The following is a 16,021-nucleotide window of genomic DNA, read 5'->3' on the forward strand; positions in this document are numbered from 1 at the left end:
AACGTGAGTGTAAAAAAATTTACCTTTATTGATTTATTTGCCGGGATTGGGGGCTTTCATTTTGCCTTACAGCAATTAGGCGGCAAATGTGTATTTGCAAGTGAAATTGATGTGAATGCTCAGAAAACCTATTTTGTGAATCATGGGTTAATGCCATTTGGTGATATTACGTTAGCTGAAACGAAAGCGAAAATACCACAAAAATTTGATATTCTGTGTGCAGGTTTTCCTTGTCAAGCCTTTTCGATTGCAGGCTATCAAAAAGGCTTCTCTGATAGCCGTGGCACTTTGTTTTTTGATATTGAGCAAATCATTAAAAGTCATAGACCTAAAGTTGTTTTTTTGGAAAATGTTAAAAATTTGGTATCACATGATAAAGGTAATACCTTTAATGTTATTTTAGATAGATTAAATATTTATATGAGCTAAAAATGGAAAATAAAAGCAATAAACATGAACATTATGAGTTGCTAAATTTATTGGGCTATGGATTAGCAAAATTTAATAATGATTTTATTCAGCAATTTGGATGTAAAACAAAAGAACAGTTTTATCAATATTTCGTAGATTTTGAAATTGTCGAAACTAGAAGTGTCATTAAAAATCGTCAAGATTTATTTGACCCTTATTTTGATAATGGCAGACTAGGCTGGTGGCAGAAAAAAGAAGTTTATGAACATCGCAAACTACTAATTGATAGCTTATTTGGCTCTGAAAATGTGATTGATTTTGCTAATATTGTTAAGTTAATTTTGAGTAATGAATATAATATCTCAAGTTTTATAGCTGAACACAGTATAGCACCAATTACAAAAACTAAATTCAAGAGAATGCAAGAAACAGGACTAGAAGCCGAATTATATTTTATGAACAATTTTAAGTCGATTGAAATATTTCGTAGTGGGGTCTTACAGGATGCAAGATTATTTGGTGATGGCTATGATTTCCAAATTTCAACACGCTCAACCGAATATTTAGCTGAAGTTAAAGGTATTCGTCAAAATAAAGGAAAAGTTCGACTAACTGAAAACGAGTATATTAAGGCTCAAGAATTTAAGCACGATTATATTTTGACTCTGGTATTAAATTTAAATGAGATACCACGATTTTTAACTATTGAAAATCCTGTTAATGAGCTGAGATTTAAAGAAGTTATTTTACAGTCAAAGCTTATTAAAGAATATCATTTGGATTGTGAAATATGCTAGATTTTGAACATAAAAAACATATATTTTTCGAGTGTTTAAATAATAAAAATGGTTCTTACGCAGACAGTATTCGTGAAGAAATTGAGTTTTATTTTGATTGTTCAGACAATGAGATGAATTTTCTTGATAAGTTTTATACGAGAGAAGAGATTTATAGCTTTACAAATATGCTGGTGTCAAAAATTATTATGAATGAACATCAAGATGGATTTAATGACATTATAATGCACTATTGCCATTAAATTAAATAGTATCCTAATTACCCTAATTTCTTTCCATCAAGAGATACGCCATTTACATTAATTACGCCAGACAGAAAAGAGTTATCAGCAAAAGTTTGTCAAGACGGGGGCAAAGCGTTGATGACCAACCCAAATTCAGCTTTAGCTGACTGGCTTTTAAGAAAATCATTAAAAGTCAAAGAAGGCGAGTTATTAACAATGGAACGCTTAGAACTAATGGATTTTGATAGTGTTATTGTAAGTAAAATAGACGAGAGAACTTTCAAGATTGATAAAGCCCCTTTTGGTGCTTTTGAAAGTTTTATGAAAGATGAACCAATCACTACAGAAGAAGATTAAAAAATGGCAGGCAACACCATCGGGCAAGTTTTTACCGTCACCACCTGTGGCGAATCACATGGCGCAGGACTTATGGCAATCGTTGACGGTATGCCACCAGGGTTGCCTTTAACCGAAGCAGATCTGCAAATTGACCTGGATCGTCGTAAGCCGGGCACGTCAAAATTTGCGACCCAGCGCCGTGAAGACGATGCAGTTGAAATTATCTCTGGCGTGTTTGAGGGTAAAACGACAGGCACTTCTATTGGGCTTTTGATTCGCAATACCAACCAAAAATCCAAAGATTATAGCGATATTAAAGACACCTTTCGTCCCAACCATGCCGATTATACTTATAGCATGAAATATGGGTTTCGCGACTATCGTGGCGGTGGTCGCTCATCAGCGCGCGAAACGGCAATGCGAGTGGCAGCGGGCGCGATTGCTAAGAAATATTTGAAACAACGGCTGGGGGTAGAAGTCCGCGGTTATGTGACCCAGATTGGTGATGTGGTTGCCAAACAGATACCTGAAAATACGATTGATTGGGACTTTGTCAACAGCAACCCATTTTTTTGTGCGGATATAGACGCCTTGCCAAAGTTTGAGCAGCTGATTACCCAATGCCGTGAGCAAGGAACAAGCTGTGGCGCAAAGCTTACCATATTGGCATCGGGTGTACCTGTGGGATTGGGTGAGCCTGTGTTTGACAGGCTTGATGCGGATATAGCTCATGCGATGATGAGCATCAATGCAGTCAAAGGCGTTGAAATTGGCGATGGCATGGCAGTGGCGGGACAGTTTGGGCATGAGTCTCGCGACGAGTTAACCTTGGACGGCTTTAATGCCAACCATGCCGGGGGAATTTTAGGGGGGATTTCATCGGGTCAGACGATAGTAGTGAGTATTGCGCTAAAACCTACTGCCAGTATCACTACGCCGGGTCAAAGTATTGATATTCACGGCAATGCACTAGAGATGCTAACCAAAGGGCGGCATGATCCTTGTGTCGGTGTACGTGCTACGCCGATAGCAGAAGCCATGCTTGCCATTGTGCTGTTAGACCATTATCTGCGTCATCGTGGGCAAAATGCAGATGTCACTGTGCCGCTCACCCCGATTGTATAATTTTTTAATAGGGGTATTTGGTTGCTATAAGGTTGCTACAATGCGTTGCCCCATTCAACTTGAGTTAACATTGGTATGACTGTGCCTGACCTTACCCTTGATGAGCAGCAGTACCATGCCTGGCAAAGCGAAATACTGGCGCAGATGGGTATTACACGTTGGGTGCGCCAAGATTGCCCTGTCAAAACGTTTGCTAATCTAGAAGATTTTGAGGTTGTTTCTTCCTATCAAGCGGTTGAGACCCTTGCTGCCATGCCACAGCAGTTACCACCAGCTCAAACTGGGTTAACGAGCGAACTTGCGCCCATTGAAAAAACCCCAGACATCAATCATCCTGTTATTGCAGATGATGCCGTTGATAGCGCAGTAGAATTACCGCCAGCGAGTCTGGCAAATTTTCACCCCCATGATGTAGCTTTACCCAATCATTCATCTTTACTGCATGATTCATCTTTACCCCATGATTCACCTTTAAAAAGTGACCCTGCGCCAAATAATGATGGGTACAGTGATGCCGGGCACAGTGATGAACGGTTCAATAATGAACAGCTCAATGATGAATTACTCACTGCCAGTTTTGATGTGCAGGCGATAGTCGTGGGTGAGTGGACACTGGTGGTTGACAGTCATTTTTTGCAAACGGACAGCCGCCAACAGCAGTTATGGCAACAAATCATCAGTGGATTAAAAGCGTCAGTGCATTTTTTTAACTTTCCCTTGCTCACCGATAGCCAGCATTTACCCAAAGCCACGGTGCAATTAATGAGCAGCTACCCGATGGCAGTTGCAGGATTTTCGGGGTTTTTATACCGTATCAATCAAGGCAATCCCAAGGTGGGGGCATTGACACCATTGCCTGACTGTCTAGATGAACAACCGATACAGCGTCTGCCTTATCTGCTGGATATGCTCGATGATTATCGCCTAAAACGACAACTTTGGCAGTTGCTATCAAGGTAAACCCAATAAGCTGCCGATTAATGACGCATCTTTATGATTCATCGACTAGCCAGATTGTGGTAAAGTATTTTTTTATGTCATTTCACACGATAACATTTCACACGATAAAAAGGAACGTGCTATGAGTGTCAGCTTTGATCAACGTGTTGCTAACTTTTGTGCAGGCCCAGCGTCTATGCCGACTGCGGTGCTACAAAAAGCGCAAGCCGAATTGTTAAATTGGCATGGCTCAGGCATGTCGGTGATGGAGATGAGCCACCGTAGCAGTGAATTTGTGGGCATTGCCTCAAAAGCCGAGCAGGATTTGCGCAAGCTGATGAACATTCCTGACAATTATAAAGTGCTATTTTTGCAAGGTGGCGCAAGCTTGCAGTTTTCAGCCATTCCATTGAATTTACTCAAAGGGGAGGCTGATTATTTAGACACCGGCATTTGGTCTAAAAAAGCCATCAGCGAAGCCAAACGCTATGAGCAAGCGGGGCTAGGCAAAATCAATGTCGTCGCTTCTGCCAAAGACAGCAACTATACTATTGTCCCTCCACGTGATAGCTGGCAACTTAATGACAACGCCGATTATTTCCATTATTGCCCCAACGAGACCATTAATGGCTTGGCGATGTTTGATGTGCCAGCGGTCAATGTACCCATCGTGGCGGATATGTCATCTTGCATCCTATCTAGCCCAATAGATGTATCAAAATTTGGACTGATTTATGCAGGTGCACAAAAAAATATCGGTCCTGCGGGTTTGACGCTTGTGATTGTCCGTGATGATTTGATCGGTCATGCCAACTTAGTTTGCCCAAGTATCTTGGACTATAAAAACCAAGCCGATAATGATTCGATGGTCAATACCCCAGCAACTTTTTCTTGGTATTTGGCAGGTTTGGTGTTTGAGTGGTTACTTGAGCAAGGGGGTGTCGAGGCAATCTATCAACAAAATTTGTTAAAAGCGCAAAAGCTGTATGAATTTATCGACCAAAGCGATTTTTACCAAAACCCTGTCAACAAAGACAACCGCTCAATCATGAATGTACCCTTCACCTTGGCAGATAGTCAACTTGATAAAACCTTCTTAGCTAAAGCCGACGAAGCCGGATTGTTGAATCTTAAAGGGCACCGTACAGTGGGCGGCATGCGCGCCAGTATTTATAACGCGATTGATTTGGCGACCATTGAAAAGTTAATCAAATTTATGCAGCAGTTTGAACAAACTAGCGTATAAAAAGATTTAATAATCGTGCTACATTAAGACTTAACAGCTAAAATGCTTGTTAAGTCTTTTTTATAGTTAGTGGGTGTGGGGCATATGAGAGATAACAGCTAGCAATACCAAGGGTTTTTGAAAAATAGTTGAAGGGGTCAGGGGGGATGCAAGTGAAAAAAGACAGGGCGATAAAACCAGCCCACTGGATGAGGGCAATCACTCGCCAGACATTTGGCAAAAAATGCTGGGTGCTGGGCTTATTAGTGGTAGCCTCTGCTGCCAATACTGCTATCATCACTGGCACGTCTATCGCTCACAACAGCACCGCGCAATTTGCCCATGTCTCACATTTACCCTATGCTAATCACAACGCCCCCAAAGGCGGTGTGTTGAGCCTATCTGCCATCGGCACCTTTGACAGCATCAATAAATGGATTGATGTCGGTACACCTGTGACCGGCACCGATTATTTGTTTGAAAGTTTGATGACAGGCTCGCTTTCTGAAGCGTTTGTGCAGTACCCGCTACTGGCGGATAAAGTCACTTATGACCCAGATGACCCAAGCTGGGTTATCTATCACATCAACCCCAAAGCCTATTTTTGGGATGGCACGCCTGTGACGGCGCAAGATGTCAAAGCCAGTATGGATGCACTGCTCACAAAAGGCGTGATGAGTATGCGTAGCTATTTATCCGATGTCAAAGAAACCCAAGTGATAGATCGACAAACCGTCAAATTTATTTTTAAATCTAAAGACAATCAAGAAATCAAATTGACCGTCGCACAAATGCCGATTTGGTCAAAAAAATCGATTGATGGCTATTTTGATAAAGTCGGACTGACGCCACTGATGGGCAGTGGCGCGTATAAAGTCGGCTCAATCGATGCAGGACGTGCCATTACCTATGTGCGCGACCCCAATTATTGGGGCGCCAAACCTGACGCAGGCGTGGTGGTAAATGTCGGTCGTTATAATTTTGACCAAATTAAGTATGTGTATTATCAAAACCCCGAAGTGGCATTTGAAGGCTTTAAATCAGGCGAATATTTTTTCCGTGCCGAAAACAAAGCGCGGACATGGTCGACGGGTTATAACTTTTCTGCCGTCAAAGCAGGCATGATCACCAAAGCGCAAATCGCCAATAACAATCCCGTACCGATGCAAGCGATTGTGATGAATTTGCGCCGACCGATTTTTCAAGATATTCGGGTGCGCCAAGCGATGACACTGGCGTATGATTTTGAATGGCTCAATAAAACCATGTTTTATGGCCAATATGAACGCTTGCAAAGCTTTTTTCATGGGTCAGCGCTTGCCGCCACCGGCACGCCAACGCCTCAAGAACTGGCGGTTATCAATCCGCTATTATCTGACCTTGAGTCTATTCAAAGACAGGCTGTTTTAAGCGATTGGCAAGCCCCCAAATCAACTGGCGATGGATTTAATCGAGACAATTTATTAAAAGCGCGTGAATTGCTGCTACAAGCGGGTTTTAAATACCAAAATATGAAACTGTATCAGCCCAATGGTCAGCCCGCCAAACTGGAATTTTTATCCGCCGATGACAAGAATGCGCGCATTGTGTTGCCTTTTTTACGTAACCTGCAACGACTCGGGTTTGATGCCAGCTTTCGCCAAGCCGATGTCCCCCAGTACCTAGAGCGCACTCGCAGATACGACTACGACATGATTATCGATATGTTTGCCCAAAGTTTGTCACCTGGCGCTGAGCAAACCTATATGTGGGGCTCACAAGCCGCAGACGAAAAAGGCAACCAAAACTCAGCGGGTATCAAAAACAAAGCCATTGATGCGGTGATTGCCAAACTCATAGTGTCGAAAAATCGTGACGATATTGTGCTGTACAGCAAAGTATTAGACCGTCTGCTACGGGCGGGCTATTATGTCGTGCCGACTTATGGCAAGCATACTGACAATGTGGCGTATTGGAAATTTTATGAACATGGGCAGCTGCCAAGCAATGCCATCGGTATCGATTATTGGTGGGCGAACAAAGACAAACAAGCACAAGTCATGCAGTATTTAGGAAAATAATAAGGAATAAAACAATGCTAAAAATCCACCCAATCCCAGCCTTCACTGACAACTACATTTGGGCGATTATCAACGATGAAACACAAGAAGTGATTATTGTTGATGCTGGCGATGCTGAGCCTGTTTTAGAGTTTGTCAACCGTGAAAATCTAACTATTACCCAAATATGGGTAACCCATCATCACAGCGACCACATCGGCGGCGTAACAGCATTGGCAAATGCGTTTCCAAACGCACAGATTTTTGCACACGTCAATATTCACCCATTAATCAATGCCACGCATTTAATCCCCGTCGCTGAAGGGCGCGAATTAACCGCTTGGGGCAGTCCTGTGCAGGTGTGGCAGGTGGCAGGGCATACCGAAAATCACTTAGCGTATTTAGTGACGCTTGATAACCGTCTGCATATTTTTTGTGGCGATACGCTATTTCGCGCAGGTTGTGGCCGTGTTTTCACCGGCACGATTGAGACGTTGTTTGAAAGTTTTGACCGTTTTGCACAGTTACATGACGATGAAACGCTATTTTATCCTGCCCATGAGTATACTTTGTCAAATCTTAACTTTGCCCAGTTTATCGAGCCGAATAACCCAGCCATTGCACAGGCAATAGCGCATGACAGTGAGTTACGCCAGCAAAATACGCCAACTTTGCCAACCTCGTTAGCCGATGAAAAAGCCATCAATCCATTTATACGTGCAGTGATTGCACCCAGTGATGAGATGATAAAAACCGTACAAACGCAAACAGGAATTGAGGATGACAGTCCGTTTGAGATATTTAAAGCCTTACGCCAACTAAAAAATAACTTTTAAGGGCAACAATTAAAGGTAACCATTAAGGCTAATAATGAGGGATAACCATGGGCAAATATATTCTTAAACGGCTGTTGTTAATCATCCCCACCTTGTTTTTGATTCTGCTCACCAATTTTGCCATTGTCCAGTCGGCGCCGGGCGGTCCTGTCGAGCAAAAAATATCCCAAATTGAAGCAGAACAAAAACAGGGCGCCACCCAAACCCAGCTGTCAACGACCACTTATCAAGGCAGTCGCGGTTTATCGCCAGACATGGTCGAGGCTATCAAAAAACAATATGGCTTTGATAAACCCGCGCCCGAGCGGTTTTGGCTCATGCTGACAAGCTATGCCAAGGGCGATTTTGGTACCTCATTTTTTAAAGGCAAACCGGTGGGCGAGCTGATTTTGGATAAAATGCCCGTGTCGATTTCGCTAGGGCTTTGGAGTACGCTACTGATTTATCTAATCGCTGTGCCGCTTGGGATTGCCAAAGCCAGACGCCATAATTCACTGATGGATAAAACCACCGCGTTGCTGCTTGCGGTGAGTTATGCCGTGCCTGTGTTTGTGCTTGCGGTGGTGTTACTGGTGATGTTGGCAGGGGGAAGTTATTGGCAGATTTTTCCGCTACAAGGCTTGGTGAGTGAGAATTTTGATAAGCTGTCCACGTTTGGCAAAATCAAAGATTATTTTTGGCATTTGGCATTACCCATCACCGCAAGCACGATTGGCGGGTTTGCGGGACTCGCGTATTTGACCAAGTTTAGTTTTATGGAAGAATTGAACAAACAATACGTGCTGACTGCTCGCAGTAAAGGGTTAAGCGAAAAAAAAGTGCTATACGGTCATGTATTTCGCAATGCGATGATGATTATTATTGCAGGCTTGCCGTCGGCGATTGTGGGAATATTTTTTACCGGCAATTTTTTGATTGAAGTAATTTTTAATTTGGATGGTTTGGGACGACTGGGGTTTGAAGCGATTGGGCAACGCGATTATCCGGTGATTTTTGGCACGTTGTTTATTTTTACCTTGATGGGGCTGATTTTGCAGTTGATAAGTGATGTGACTTATCATCTCATTGATCCCCGTATTGATTTTGAGGGTCGCTAATGCTGATAAAACATCCTGTTTGGCAAGCCCGAATTCACCGCTTTCGGCGTAATCGGTTGGGATTTTTTTCGCTCATCATGTTTAGCCTGATTTTCCTTGCCTGTATGGGGGCAAACCTTATCGCCAATGACAAGCCGATACTGGTCAATTACCAAAATCACTGGTATTTTCCCATCGTCAAGTCTTACCCCGAAACCACCTTTGGCGGTGTGTTCGAAACCGAAACCAACTATCAAGACCCTGTGGTCAAAGACCTAATCAACCAGCATGGCTACATGATTGAGCCGGTGATACCGTTTGCCGACCAAACGCCTAGTGTGAGTCGTGATGTGCCGTTCCCTGCGCCGCCCAATGCCCAAAACTGGCTCGGTACCGACGACCAAGGTCGAGATGTGCTGGCAAGGGTATTGTATGGCTTGCGTGTCTCGCTATTATTTGGGTTGGCGTTGACGGTGGCAGGATCAATCATTGGCATTGCGGTGGGGGCGGTGCAAGGGTATTTTGGCGGCTGGACGGATTTGGTAGGTCAGCGGCTGATGGAAGTGTGGGGCGGTCTACCACAGCTGTTTATGATTATTATTTTGGTCAGTCTGTTTAGCCCAAGCGTGTTTGTGTTGTTTGGCTTAATGCTGCTCTTTGGCTGGATGGGGCTCGTTGGTCTGGTGCGTGCTGAGTTTTTGCGAGCAAGAAATTTTGATTATGTGCGGTCGGCAAAGGCGATGGGCGTGAGTGATGGCAAGATTATGTTTCGCCATATTTTGCCTAATGCCATGTCGTCGAGTCTGTCGCAGTTGCCGTTTATTTTGACGGCAAATATCACGGCACTCACCACGCTCGATTATTTGGGCTATGGCTTGCCGGCAGGGTCGCCGTCTTTGGGGGAGCTAATCTCACAGGGCAAGGATAATTTGGATGCCCCTTGGCTGGCTTTGGCTGGGTTTTTTAGTTTGACGATTGTGTTGTCGCTGCTGATTTTTATTGGGGAAGCGCTGCGAGATGCGTTTGACCCACGGCAGTCTTGAATTAACTAAAATTCAATGCAGAAATCAACCCAAAATGCTGAGTAAACGGAATAAAATCCCTATCGCAAAATAACAGGGGTAATTGATGTTCAACGCAAAAACTAGCAATCATCACATCATTGGCTTTACGAATGGTAATGCCTTGCTTGCGTAATTGGCGGTAATAATCAGCGTATTTAATCGCATTTTGTTGGTTTAAAATATCGTAACATAGTAAACTATCAAGGGCATTTTTGGCTTGATTGTAGTCGGTATCAAGGCGAAAACCTTGCAAGATTTCCATCAAAATCACATCAAAAATCGCCACATTACTTGCCTCAAGTTGCGTGTCCAAAAAATCGGTGTGAGGTGTTGAATGACCGTTAAAATAGTCTATCCAAACGCTAGTATCAGCGATGATAGGCAAGTTCACGCTTCAACACCTGTTTTACGCATCTCGGCTAAGTCGCCTTCCCAGTGCAGTTTGCCCCGTAAGTCACGGATTTTTTGTTGTTGGCTTTTTTGCAACAGTAGCTTTAGCCCTTGTTCGACGGCTTCTTTTTTAGTTTTAATGCCTGTGGCTTGTAGGGTCTGTTGCATTAGATTGTCATCTATTATGATGTTAGTTCGCATATCATTTCGCCTTTGTGTATGATTCTTTGATATTATACACATTTTAATAAATAGTTAAAAGGATAAGAATATGAGTTCAGGTTTTGTGGCGGGGACGCTCGTGCATACGGATAAAAGTTCGACCATTCAAGGAAATGATAAATGAGCGAGTTACTCAAAGTCAAAAACCTAACTATCAAATCCGCCAATCAGATTTTAGTGAACAATCTAACTTACACACTCCACACAGGCGAAACGCTCGCCATTGTCGGCGAATCTGGCTCTGGCAAATCCATCTCAAGCCTAGCCTTACTCGGACAGCTGCCAAATAGCCTAAGTATCACAGGACAAGCCAGTTTAACAGATAGCCAAACCGACCAAGCAATCAGTTTACCGATTGAAAAAAATAGCCTAAGCAATAAAAATAAACCTAAACAAACCGAAAATATTTTTCGCCAAATCCGTGGCAAACGCATCGGCATGATTTTTCAAGAACCGATGACCGCCTTAAACCCCTTGCACACGGTGGGCAAACAAATCGCCGAATCGTTAAGTCTGGCTGGCGTGGCAAAAAAACACTGGCGACAGCGTACCCTAGCGCTGCTTTCCCAAGTCAATATTACCAACCCTGAAAGCAAACTTGCGCGCTATCCGCACGAGCTCTCGGGTGGACAACGACAGCGTATCATGATAGCGATGGCACTGGCGCAAGACCCTGATATCATCATCGCTGACGAGCCGACTACCGCCTTAGATGTGACTTTACGCCATGAGATTTTGGGCTTGCTCAACCGCCTAAAAAATGAGCGGGGCATGGCGATGATTTTGATTAGCCATGATTTAAACCTTGTTAAACGCTACAGTGACAATCTCATCGTCATGCAGCAAGGCAAGGTCATGGAGCAGGGGGCAACCCAAGCGATTTTTGACCAGCCGCAGCAGGATTATACTCGCTCATTGATTTATCAAGATTTTGGAAAAAGTTTGCCCATCATTGCCAATTCACCCAGCGTTTTGGAAGTTAAACAGTTAACCATCGCTTTCCCCCAAAAAAACAATATATTGGGTCAAACCACCCAATGGTTTGAGGCGGTTAAAGGGTTAAATTTGACCCTTACGCAAGGTCAATCCTTGGGTATAGTGGGCGAGTCGGGTTCTGGCAAAACCACCACGGCTTTGGCACTCATCAAATTATTGGCGAATGCTGCCAAGGTGCAAGGTCAGATTTTGCTGTCAGCCAATGCTCACATGACGGACGTTTTAGCGTTGTCGAATAAAGCCTTTTTACCGTATCGCTCGGATATGCAAATGGTATTTCAAGACCCATATGCCAGTATCAATCCACGGTTTAGTGTGTTTGAGATAATTGAAGAAGGGCTAAGCATCCAAGGTATGGCAAAAACGGAGCGTGAAAAAGCGGTATTAGCGGCCTTAGACACGGTGCGGTTGCCACGAGATTTTGTCAGTCGTTATCCGCATGAGCTTTCAGGGGGTCAGCGTCAGCGGGTGGCACTTGCGCGGGCGTTGGTGATGAAACCCAAAATTTTGTTACTCGATGAGCCCACATCCGCGCTTGATAGCAGCACCCAAGTGGCAATAGTGAAGTTATTGCGAGATATTCAAGCAAAATTTGGCTTAAGCTATATTTTTATCAGCCATGATTTGCAGGTGGTTAAGGCATTGTGTCAAACGATACTGGTATTGAAAAATGGCGAGACACAAGCGTATGATACGACAGACAATATCTTCACCCAACCACAAAATCACTATGTGACTGCCCTAATTGCGCACAGCAGTGAAAACTAGCGGATTTGCTGTCAAAACATTAGAAAGTTAACAATTATTGTGAAACACGTTGTTACGTAAGTTTGCTTGCTTATAGCCAATTTATCCTAGTCATTTAACCCTAGTGATTTTATTACAAGCAATTATATAGCTACTTGATTACATGCACTTCACTACAGCCCCTTTAGCAATTGTTAAAAGTTAACCATGCCAAATTCCATTATTACCGAAGACAAAAAGCCACAGCATGACCTATTTGCTATAGCAGCCTTGACGCCCGCGCAAACCAAATATTTGCCAATCGTGGTGGCAATCGCTTTGTTTATGCAAATTTTAGACTCAACGGTGCTCAATACCGCTTTGCCTGCGATGGCGCATGATTTGAATCAGCCTGCGTTATCAATGCAGTGGACAGTGATTAGCTATGCGCTTACTTTGGCAATTTTTACCCCGATTAGTGGTTTTATTGCTGATAAATATGGCACTAAGACCACCTTTATGGTGGCAATTGGCGTGTTTACCGCAGGCTCGATGATGTGTGCGGTGTCACCAACGCTCAATAGCCTAATTTTTTCTCGCGTGGTGCAAGGATTGGGCGGTGCGATGCTGATGCCTGTGGGCAAGTTAACGCTGATTAAAAGCTATCCGCGAGAACGTATGCTGTCGGTGATGAATTATGCGGTGATGCCTGCGATGATTGCGCCAGTGATTGGGCCTTTGGTCGGGGGGTATTTGGTGGAGCTGGCAAGCTGGCATTGGATTTTTTTGATTAATATTCCCATGGGTGCGTTGGGGATGTGGGCAGGGTGGAAACTGATGCCCAACTATCTACAGCGCAATCCCAGCATGGATTTGCTTGGATTTTTGCTGTTTGGTGGCGCGATGGCAAGCTTTACCTTTGCACTCGAGTTTGCCAATAACATTCATGCCGATAATCTGGCTTCAGCGGTTTTTCCCGTGATGGTTGCTTTATTGGCGGTTATGCTGCTCATTGGCTATTATTATCACGCCAAATACTCAGAATCGCGTAATGGGCAACAACCGCTATTTGGCTTGGATTTATTTCAAGTGCGTACCTTTCGGGTGGGCATTGTTGGCAATTTGCTGACCCGTTTGGGGATGAGTGCGATTCCTTTTCTACTGCCGCTACTGCTGCAAGTGGTGCAGGGCTATTCGCCGTCACAAGCGGGCTGGATGTTGGCACCGATTGCGGTGGGCGCACTGTTGACCAAGCCGCTAGTCACGCGTATTGTGAAGCGATTTGGTTATCGTAGAACATTGGCGGGCAATACCTTGTTGATTGGGGTTAATATCATGCTGCTATCACAACTCAATCAAACCACGCCGATTTGGCTAAGTGTGCCATTTTTGACTTTTATGGGGGCGTGTAATTCGCTACAATTTAGCACGATGAACACCATCAGTATCGCACGGCTTCGCCCAAGTCAAACCAGCAGTGGCAATAGTTTATTGTCGGTCAACCAACAGTTGGCGATTAGTTTTGGGATTGGCTTTGGGGCGATGCTGTTACATTTACTGACGCCCGCTCGCGCCTCACTGGCACAGACGCAAACCGCATTTTCATACAGTTTTATCATTTTGGGTATCATGACGATTTTATCTGGGCTGTATTTTTTGCGGTTGCACCGATCTGATGGCAAAGGACTATACCAGTAGTCGGCCTTATATTTCACTCATTTTTATGATAATTTTAATCCTTTAACCCGATTGCCCTAGATTGTCGCTAATTGCTATGGGCGCAATCGTTTTGGAAAACCTATGCTCTCCAATGCTTTTTCAATGATAATTGATACCCGTTGGTGTCTTGATGAACTGCTAAAAGAGGGCATCATTGACCAACGTGATTATAATTTGGTGATGACCCATAACCGCAAAACCTTGCATCCCCTGCAAGTGATTGCAGGCTTTCATCTAGTCGATAAAACCACGCACATCGCGCTCAGTCTTGACCAGCTCAATCGCTGGTTGGCACAAAAAGCAGGCGTTGATTATGTACGTATTGACCCGCTGAAAACCGATGTGCCCTCAGTGACATCAATTATGTCATTTGAATATGCGCGCTCGCAGCACATTTTGCCAGTCGCCGTCACCCAAGATACGGTGGAAATCGGTACTGACCAGCCATTTTATCAAGATTGGCAGCTCAATATTCAGCATATCGTGTCGCCCAAAAAAATCAAAACCGTATTAATCAGTCCCGAGCAAATCAACCGCTATCGCCAAGAATTTTATCAAGTCACCAAAGCCATTGCCGGGGCAAACCATCAGCAAAAACGCGCGGATGCCGATATCACCAATGTCGAAGCATTATTACAACTGGGCAATGCCGCCAATATTGAAAATCCCGATGCCAATGACCAACACATCGTCAAAATTGTCGATTGGTTATTACAGTACGCCTTTGACCAGCGTGCCAGTGATATTCACTTAGAGCCGCGCCGAGATAAAAGCAACGTGCGTTTTCGTATCGATGGTATTTTGCATACCGTTTATCAAATGCCGACTGGAATTATGACCGCGGTAGTGGCTCGGATAAAAATTTTAGCAAGACTCAATGTCGCTGAAAAACGTAAACCGCAAGACGGACGGCTCAAAACCCGTACCCCCAAAGGTCAAGAAACCGAGCTGCGGTTATCGACACTCCCCACTGCGTTTGGCGAAAAATTGGTGATGCGGGTATTTGACCCCGAGGTACTGGTGCGCTCTTTTGAACAGTTGGGGCTCACAGGGCGAGATTTACAAAAATGGGATGACATGACGCGGAAAGCCAATGGCATTATTTTGGTTACAGGTCCGACAGGCTCGGGTAAAACCACGACGCTGTACAGTACCCTCAAAAAACTGGCGACAGAAGAAGTCAACGTCTGTACCATTGAAGACCCGATTGAAATGGTGGAGCCGTCGTTTAACCAAATGCAAATTCAAAACAATATTGATTTGACCTTTGCTGATGGTATTCGCTCATTGATGCGTCAAGACCCCGATATTATCATGATTGGCGAGATTCGCGATACCGAAACCGCAGAAATGGCGGTACAAGCCTCGCTGACTGGGCACTTGGTGTTATCGACTTTACATACCAATGATGCACCCAGTTCGTTAACAAGGCTGCATGATTTGGGCGTGGCGCCGTTTTTAACCTCAGCGACCATCTTGGGCATCATGGCACAGCGTTTGGTGCGTACCCTTTGCCCGCATTGTAAATCCAATAAACCCATGAATGACATTGAGCAGCAGACTTGGCAGGCGTTAGTCAGTCCTTGGAAAGCCGCAGCCCCAGATAGCATCAATCATGCCGTGGGCTGTGAACATTGCCGTAATACCGGGTATCTTGGGCGAGTGGGATTGTATGAAATCATGGTGCTCAGTAATACGCTTAAAAAATTGATTAGCGAAGGCGCTGACTTGTCGCAAATCGCGCAAAAAGCCTACCAAGATGGGTTGCAACCGTTAAGACTGGCAGGCGCGAAAAAGATTGCCGAAGGGGTGACGACGTTTGAAGAAGTGATGAGAGTGGTGCCGTTAAATTAGGCAGCTAACCATTATTTGAAAGACAAAAAGTAAAAGTTA

Annotated in this window: 15 protein-coding genes and 1 pseudogene; 14 read left to right on the forward strand and 2 right to left on the reverse strand. The window is 44.2% G+C overall.

Annotated features, from left to right (window positions below; all coding sequences use genetic code 11):
• Nucleotides 1-3 precede the first annotated feature (3 nt).
• From dcm to ACAM37_RS03405, 11 genes and pseudogenes are all read left to right on the forward strand, one after another.
• Nucleotides 4-429, forward strand: coding sequence for a DNA (cytosine-5-)-methyltransferase (gene dcm / locus ACAM37_RS03355; RefSeq protein WP_309596013.1), 426 nt, complete (start codon nucleotides 4-6; stop codon nucleotides 427-429).
• A gap of 2 nt (nucleotides 430-431) precedes the next feature.
• Nucleotides 432-1,208, forward strand: coding sequence for a protein NO VEIN domain-containing protein (locus tag ACAM37_RS03360; RefSeq protein WP_369626562.1), 777 nt, complete (start codon nucleotides 432-434; stop codon nucleotides 1,206-1,208).
• Complete coding sequence (locus ACAM37_RS03365; protein ID WP_369626563.1) at nucleotides 1,202-1,450, forward strand: hypothetical protein; 249 nt, start codon at nucleotides 1,202-1,204, stop codon at nucleotides 1,448-1,450. The genes ACAM37_RS03360 and ACAM37_RS03365 overlap by 7 nt, the downstream gene beginning before the upstream one ends.
• Before the next feature lie 36 nt (nucleotides 1,451-1,486).
• Nucleotides 1,487-1,789: pseudogene (locus tag ACAM37_RS03370) on the forward strand (restriction endonuclease); the annotation flags it as partial.
• Between the two features lie 3 nt (nucleotides 1,790-1,792).
• Nucleotides 1,793-2,896: a chorismate synthase gene (gene aroC, locus ACAM37_RS03375; RefSeq protein WP_369626564.1), complete on the forward strand. Its 1,104-nt coding sequence runs from the start codon at nucleotides 1,793-1,795 to the stop codon at nucleotides 2,894-2,896.
• 75 nt (nucleotides 2,897-2,971) lie between these two features.
• Nucleotides 2,972-3,856, forward strand: a complete 885-nt coding sequence (locus ACAM37_RS03380) for a hypothetical protein (RefSeq protein WP_369626565.1) — start codon at nucleotides 2,972-2,974, stop codon at nucleotides 3,854-3,856.
• A gap of 121 nt (nucleotides 3,857-3,977) precedes the next feature.
• Nucleotides 3,978-5,081: a 3-phosphoserine/phosphohydroxythreonine transaminase gene (gene serC, locus ACAM37_RS03385; protein ID WP_369626566.1), complete on the forward strand. Its 1,104-nt coding sequence runs from the start codon at nucleotides 3,978-3,980 to the stop codon at nucleotides 5,079-5,081.
• Nucleotides 5,082-5,227: 146 nt separating this feature from the next.
• The gene (locus ACAM37_RS03390; protein ID WP_369626567.1) at nucleotides 5,228-7,120 is read left to right on the forward strand and encodes an extracellular solute-binding protein; all 1,893 of its coding nucleotides are present in this window, start codon (nucleotides 5,228-5,230) and stop codon (nucleotides 7,118-7,120) included.
• A 14-nt stretch (nucleotides 7,121-7,134) separates the two neighbouring features.
• Entirely contained in the window at nucleotides 7,135-7,935 is an 801-nt protein-coding gene (gloB, locus tag ACAM37_RS03395; protein WP_099834194.1) for a hydroxyacylglutathione hydrolase, read from the forward strand.
• A gap of 47 nt (nucleotides 7,936-7,982) precedes the next feature.
• Complete coding sequence (yejB, locus tag ACAM37_RS03400; RefSeq protein ID WP_060994387.1) at nucleotides 7,983-9,032, forward strand: microcin C ABC transporter permease YejB; 1,050 nt, start codon at nucleotides 7,983-7,985, stop codon at nucleotides 9,030-9,032.
• Nucleotides 9,032-10,054 carry an ABC transporter permease gene (locus ACAM37_RS03405; RefSeq protein ID WP_369626568.1) on the forward strand — a complete coding sequence of 341 codons (1,023 nt, stop codon included), beginning with the start codon at nucleotides 9,032-9,034 and terminating at the stop codon, nucleotides 10,052-10,054. Before yejB ends, ACAM37_RS03405 begins: the two co-directional genes overlap by 1 nt.
• A gap of 1 nt (nucleotide 10,055) precedes the next feature.
• Here the strand turns inward: ACAM37_RS03405 and vapC are convergent, their stop codons facing one another.
• Together vapC and ACAM37_RS03415 are read right to left on the reverse strand one after the other, a co-directional pair.
• A complete protein-coding gene (vapC, locus tag ACAM37_RS03410) occupies nucleotides 10,056-10,466 on the reverse strand; it encodes a type II toxin-antitoxin system VapC family toxin (RefSeq protein ID WP_173846724.1) in 411 nt (136 codons plus the stop codon).
• Entirely contained in the window at nucleotides 10,463-10,666 is a 204-nt protein-coding gene (locus tag ACAM37_RS03415; protein ID WP_040403039.1) for a type II toxin-antitoxin system VapB family antitoxin, read from the reverse strand. Before ACAM37_RS03415 ends, vapC begins: the two co-directional genes overlap by 4 nt.
• A 141-nt stretch (nucleotides 10,667-10,807) precedes the next feature.
• On the opposite strand from ACAM37_RS03415, the gene ACAM37_RS03420 reads away from it, so the two are divergent.
• The 3 genes from ACAM37_RS03420 (at nucleotide 10,808) to tfpB (ending at nucleotide 15,982) form a co-directional block, all read left to right on the forward strand.
• A complete protein-coding gene (locus tag ACAM37_RS03420; RefSeq protein WP_369626569.1) occupies nucleotides 10,808-12,451 on the forward strand; it encodes an ATP-binding cassette domain-containing protein in 1,644 nt (547 codons plus the stop codon).
• Between the two features lie 186 nt (nucleotides 12,452-12,637).
• On the forward strand, nucleotides 12,638-14,107 hold the full coding sequence (locus ACAM37_RS03425) for a DHA2 family efflux MFS transporter permease subunit (protein ID WP_369626570.1): 1,470 nt from the start codon (nucleotides 12,638-12,640) through the stop codon (nucleotides 14,105-14,107).
• 102 nt (nucleotides 14,108-14,209) lie between these two features.
• Entirely contained in the window at nucleotides 14,210-15,982 is a 1,773-nt protein-coding gene (gene tfpB, locus ACAM37_RS03430; protein WP_369626571.1) for a type IV pilus assembly ATPase TfpB, read from the forward strand.
• The last annotated feature ends 39 nt before the right edge of the window (nucleotides 15,983-16,021 follow it).

This window comes from Moraxella sp. K23, from assembly GCF_041154765.1.
In the GTDB taxonomy this organism is placed as follows: Bacteria; Pseudomonadota; Gammaproteobacteria; order Pseudomonadales; family Moraxellaceae; genus Faucicola; species Faucicola tetraodonis.

What these genes read in the sequence shown, in the direction of transcription:
- ACAM37_RS03360 (WP_369626562.1), top strand. Translation starts at nt 432, where the DNA reads ATGGAAAATAAAAGCAATAAACATGAACATTATGAGTTGCTAAATTTA.
- ACAM37_RS03365 (WP_369626563.1), top strand. Translation starts at nt 1,202, where the DNA reads ATGCTAGATTTTGAACATAAAAAACATATATTTTTCGAGTGTTTAAAT.
- aroC (WP_369626564.1), top strand. Translation starts at nt 1,793, where the DNA reads ATGGCAGGCAACACCATCGGGCAAGTTTTTACCGTCACCACCTGTGGC.
- ACAM37_RS03380 (WP_369626565.1), top strand. Translation starts at nt 2,972, where the DNA reads ATGACTGTGCCTGACCTTACCCTTGATGAGCAGCAGTACCATGCCTGG.
- serC (WP_369626566.1), top strand. Translation starts at nt 3,978, where the DNA reads ATGAGTGTCAGCTTTGATCAACGTGTTGCTAACTTTTGTGCAGGCCCA.
- ACAM37_RS03390 (WP_369626567.1), top strand. Translation starts at nt 5,228, where the DNA reads ATGCAAGTGAAAAAAGACAGGGCGATAAAACCAGCCCACTGGATGAGG.
- gloB (WP_099834194.1), top strand. Translation starts at nt 7,135, where the DNA reads ATGCTAAAAATCCACCCAATCCCAGCCTTCACTGACAACTACATTTGG.
- yejB (WP_060994387.1), top strand. Translation starts at nt 7,983, where the DNA reads ATGGGCAAATATATTCTTAAACGGCTGTTGTTAATCATCCCCACCTTG.
- ACAM37_RS03405 (WP_369626568.1), top strand. Translation starts at nt 9,032, where the DNA reads ATGCTGATAAAACATCCTGTTTGGCAAGCCCGAATTCACCGCTTTCGG.
- ACAM37_RS03415 (WP_040403039.1), bottom strand. Translation starts at nt 10,666, where the DNA reads ATGCGAACTAACATCATAATAGATGACAATCTAATGCAACAGACCCTA.
- ACAM37_RS03420 (WP_369626569.1), top strand. Translation starts at nt 10,808, where the DNA reads ATGAGCGAGTTACTCAAAGTCAAAAACCTAACTATCAAATCCGCCAAT.
- ACAM37_RS03425 (WP_369626570.1), top strand. Translation starts at nt 12,638, where the DNA reads ATGCCAAATTCCATTATTACCGAAGACAAAAAGCCACAGCATGACCTA.
- tfpB (WP_369626571.1), top strand. Translation starts at nt 14,210, where the DNA reads ATGCTCTCCAATGCTTTTTCAATGATAATTGATACCCGTTGGTGTCTT.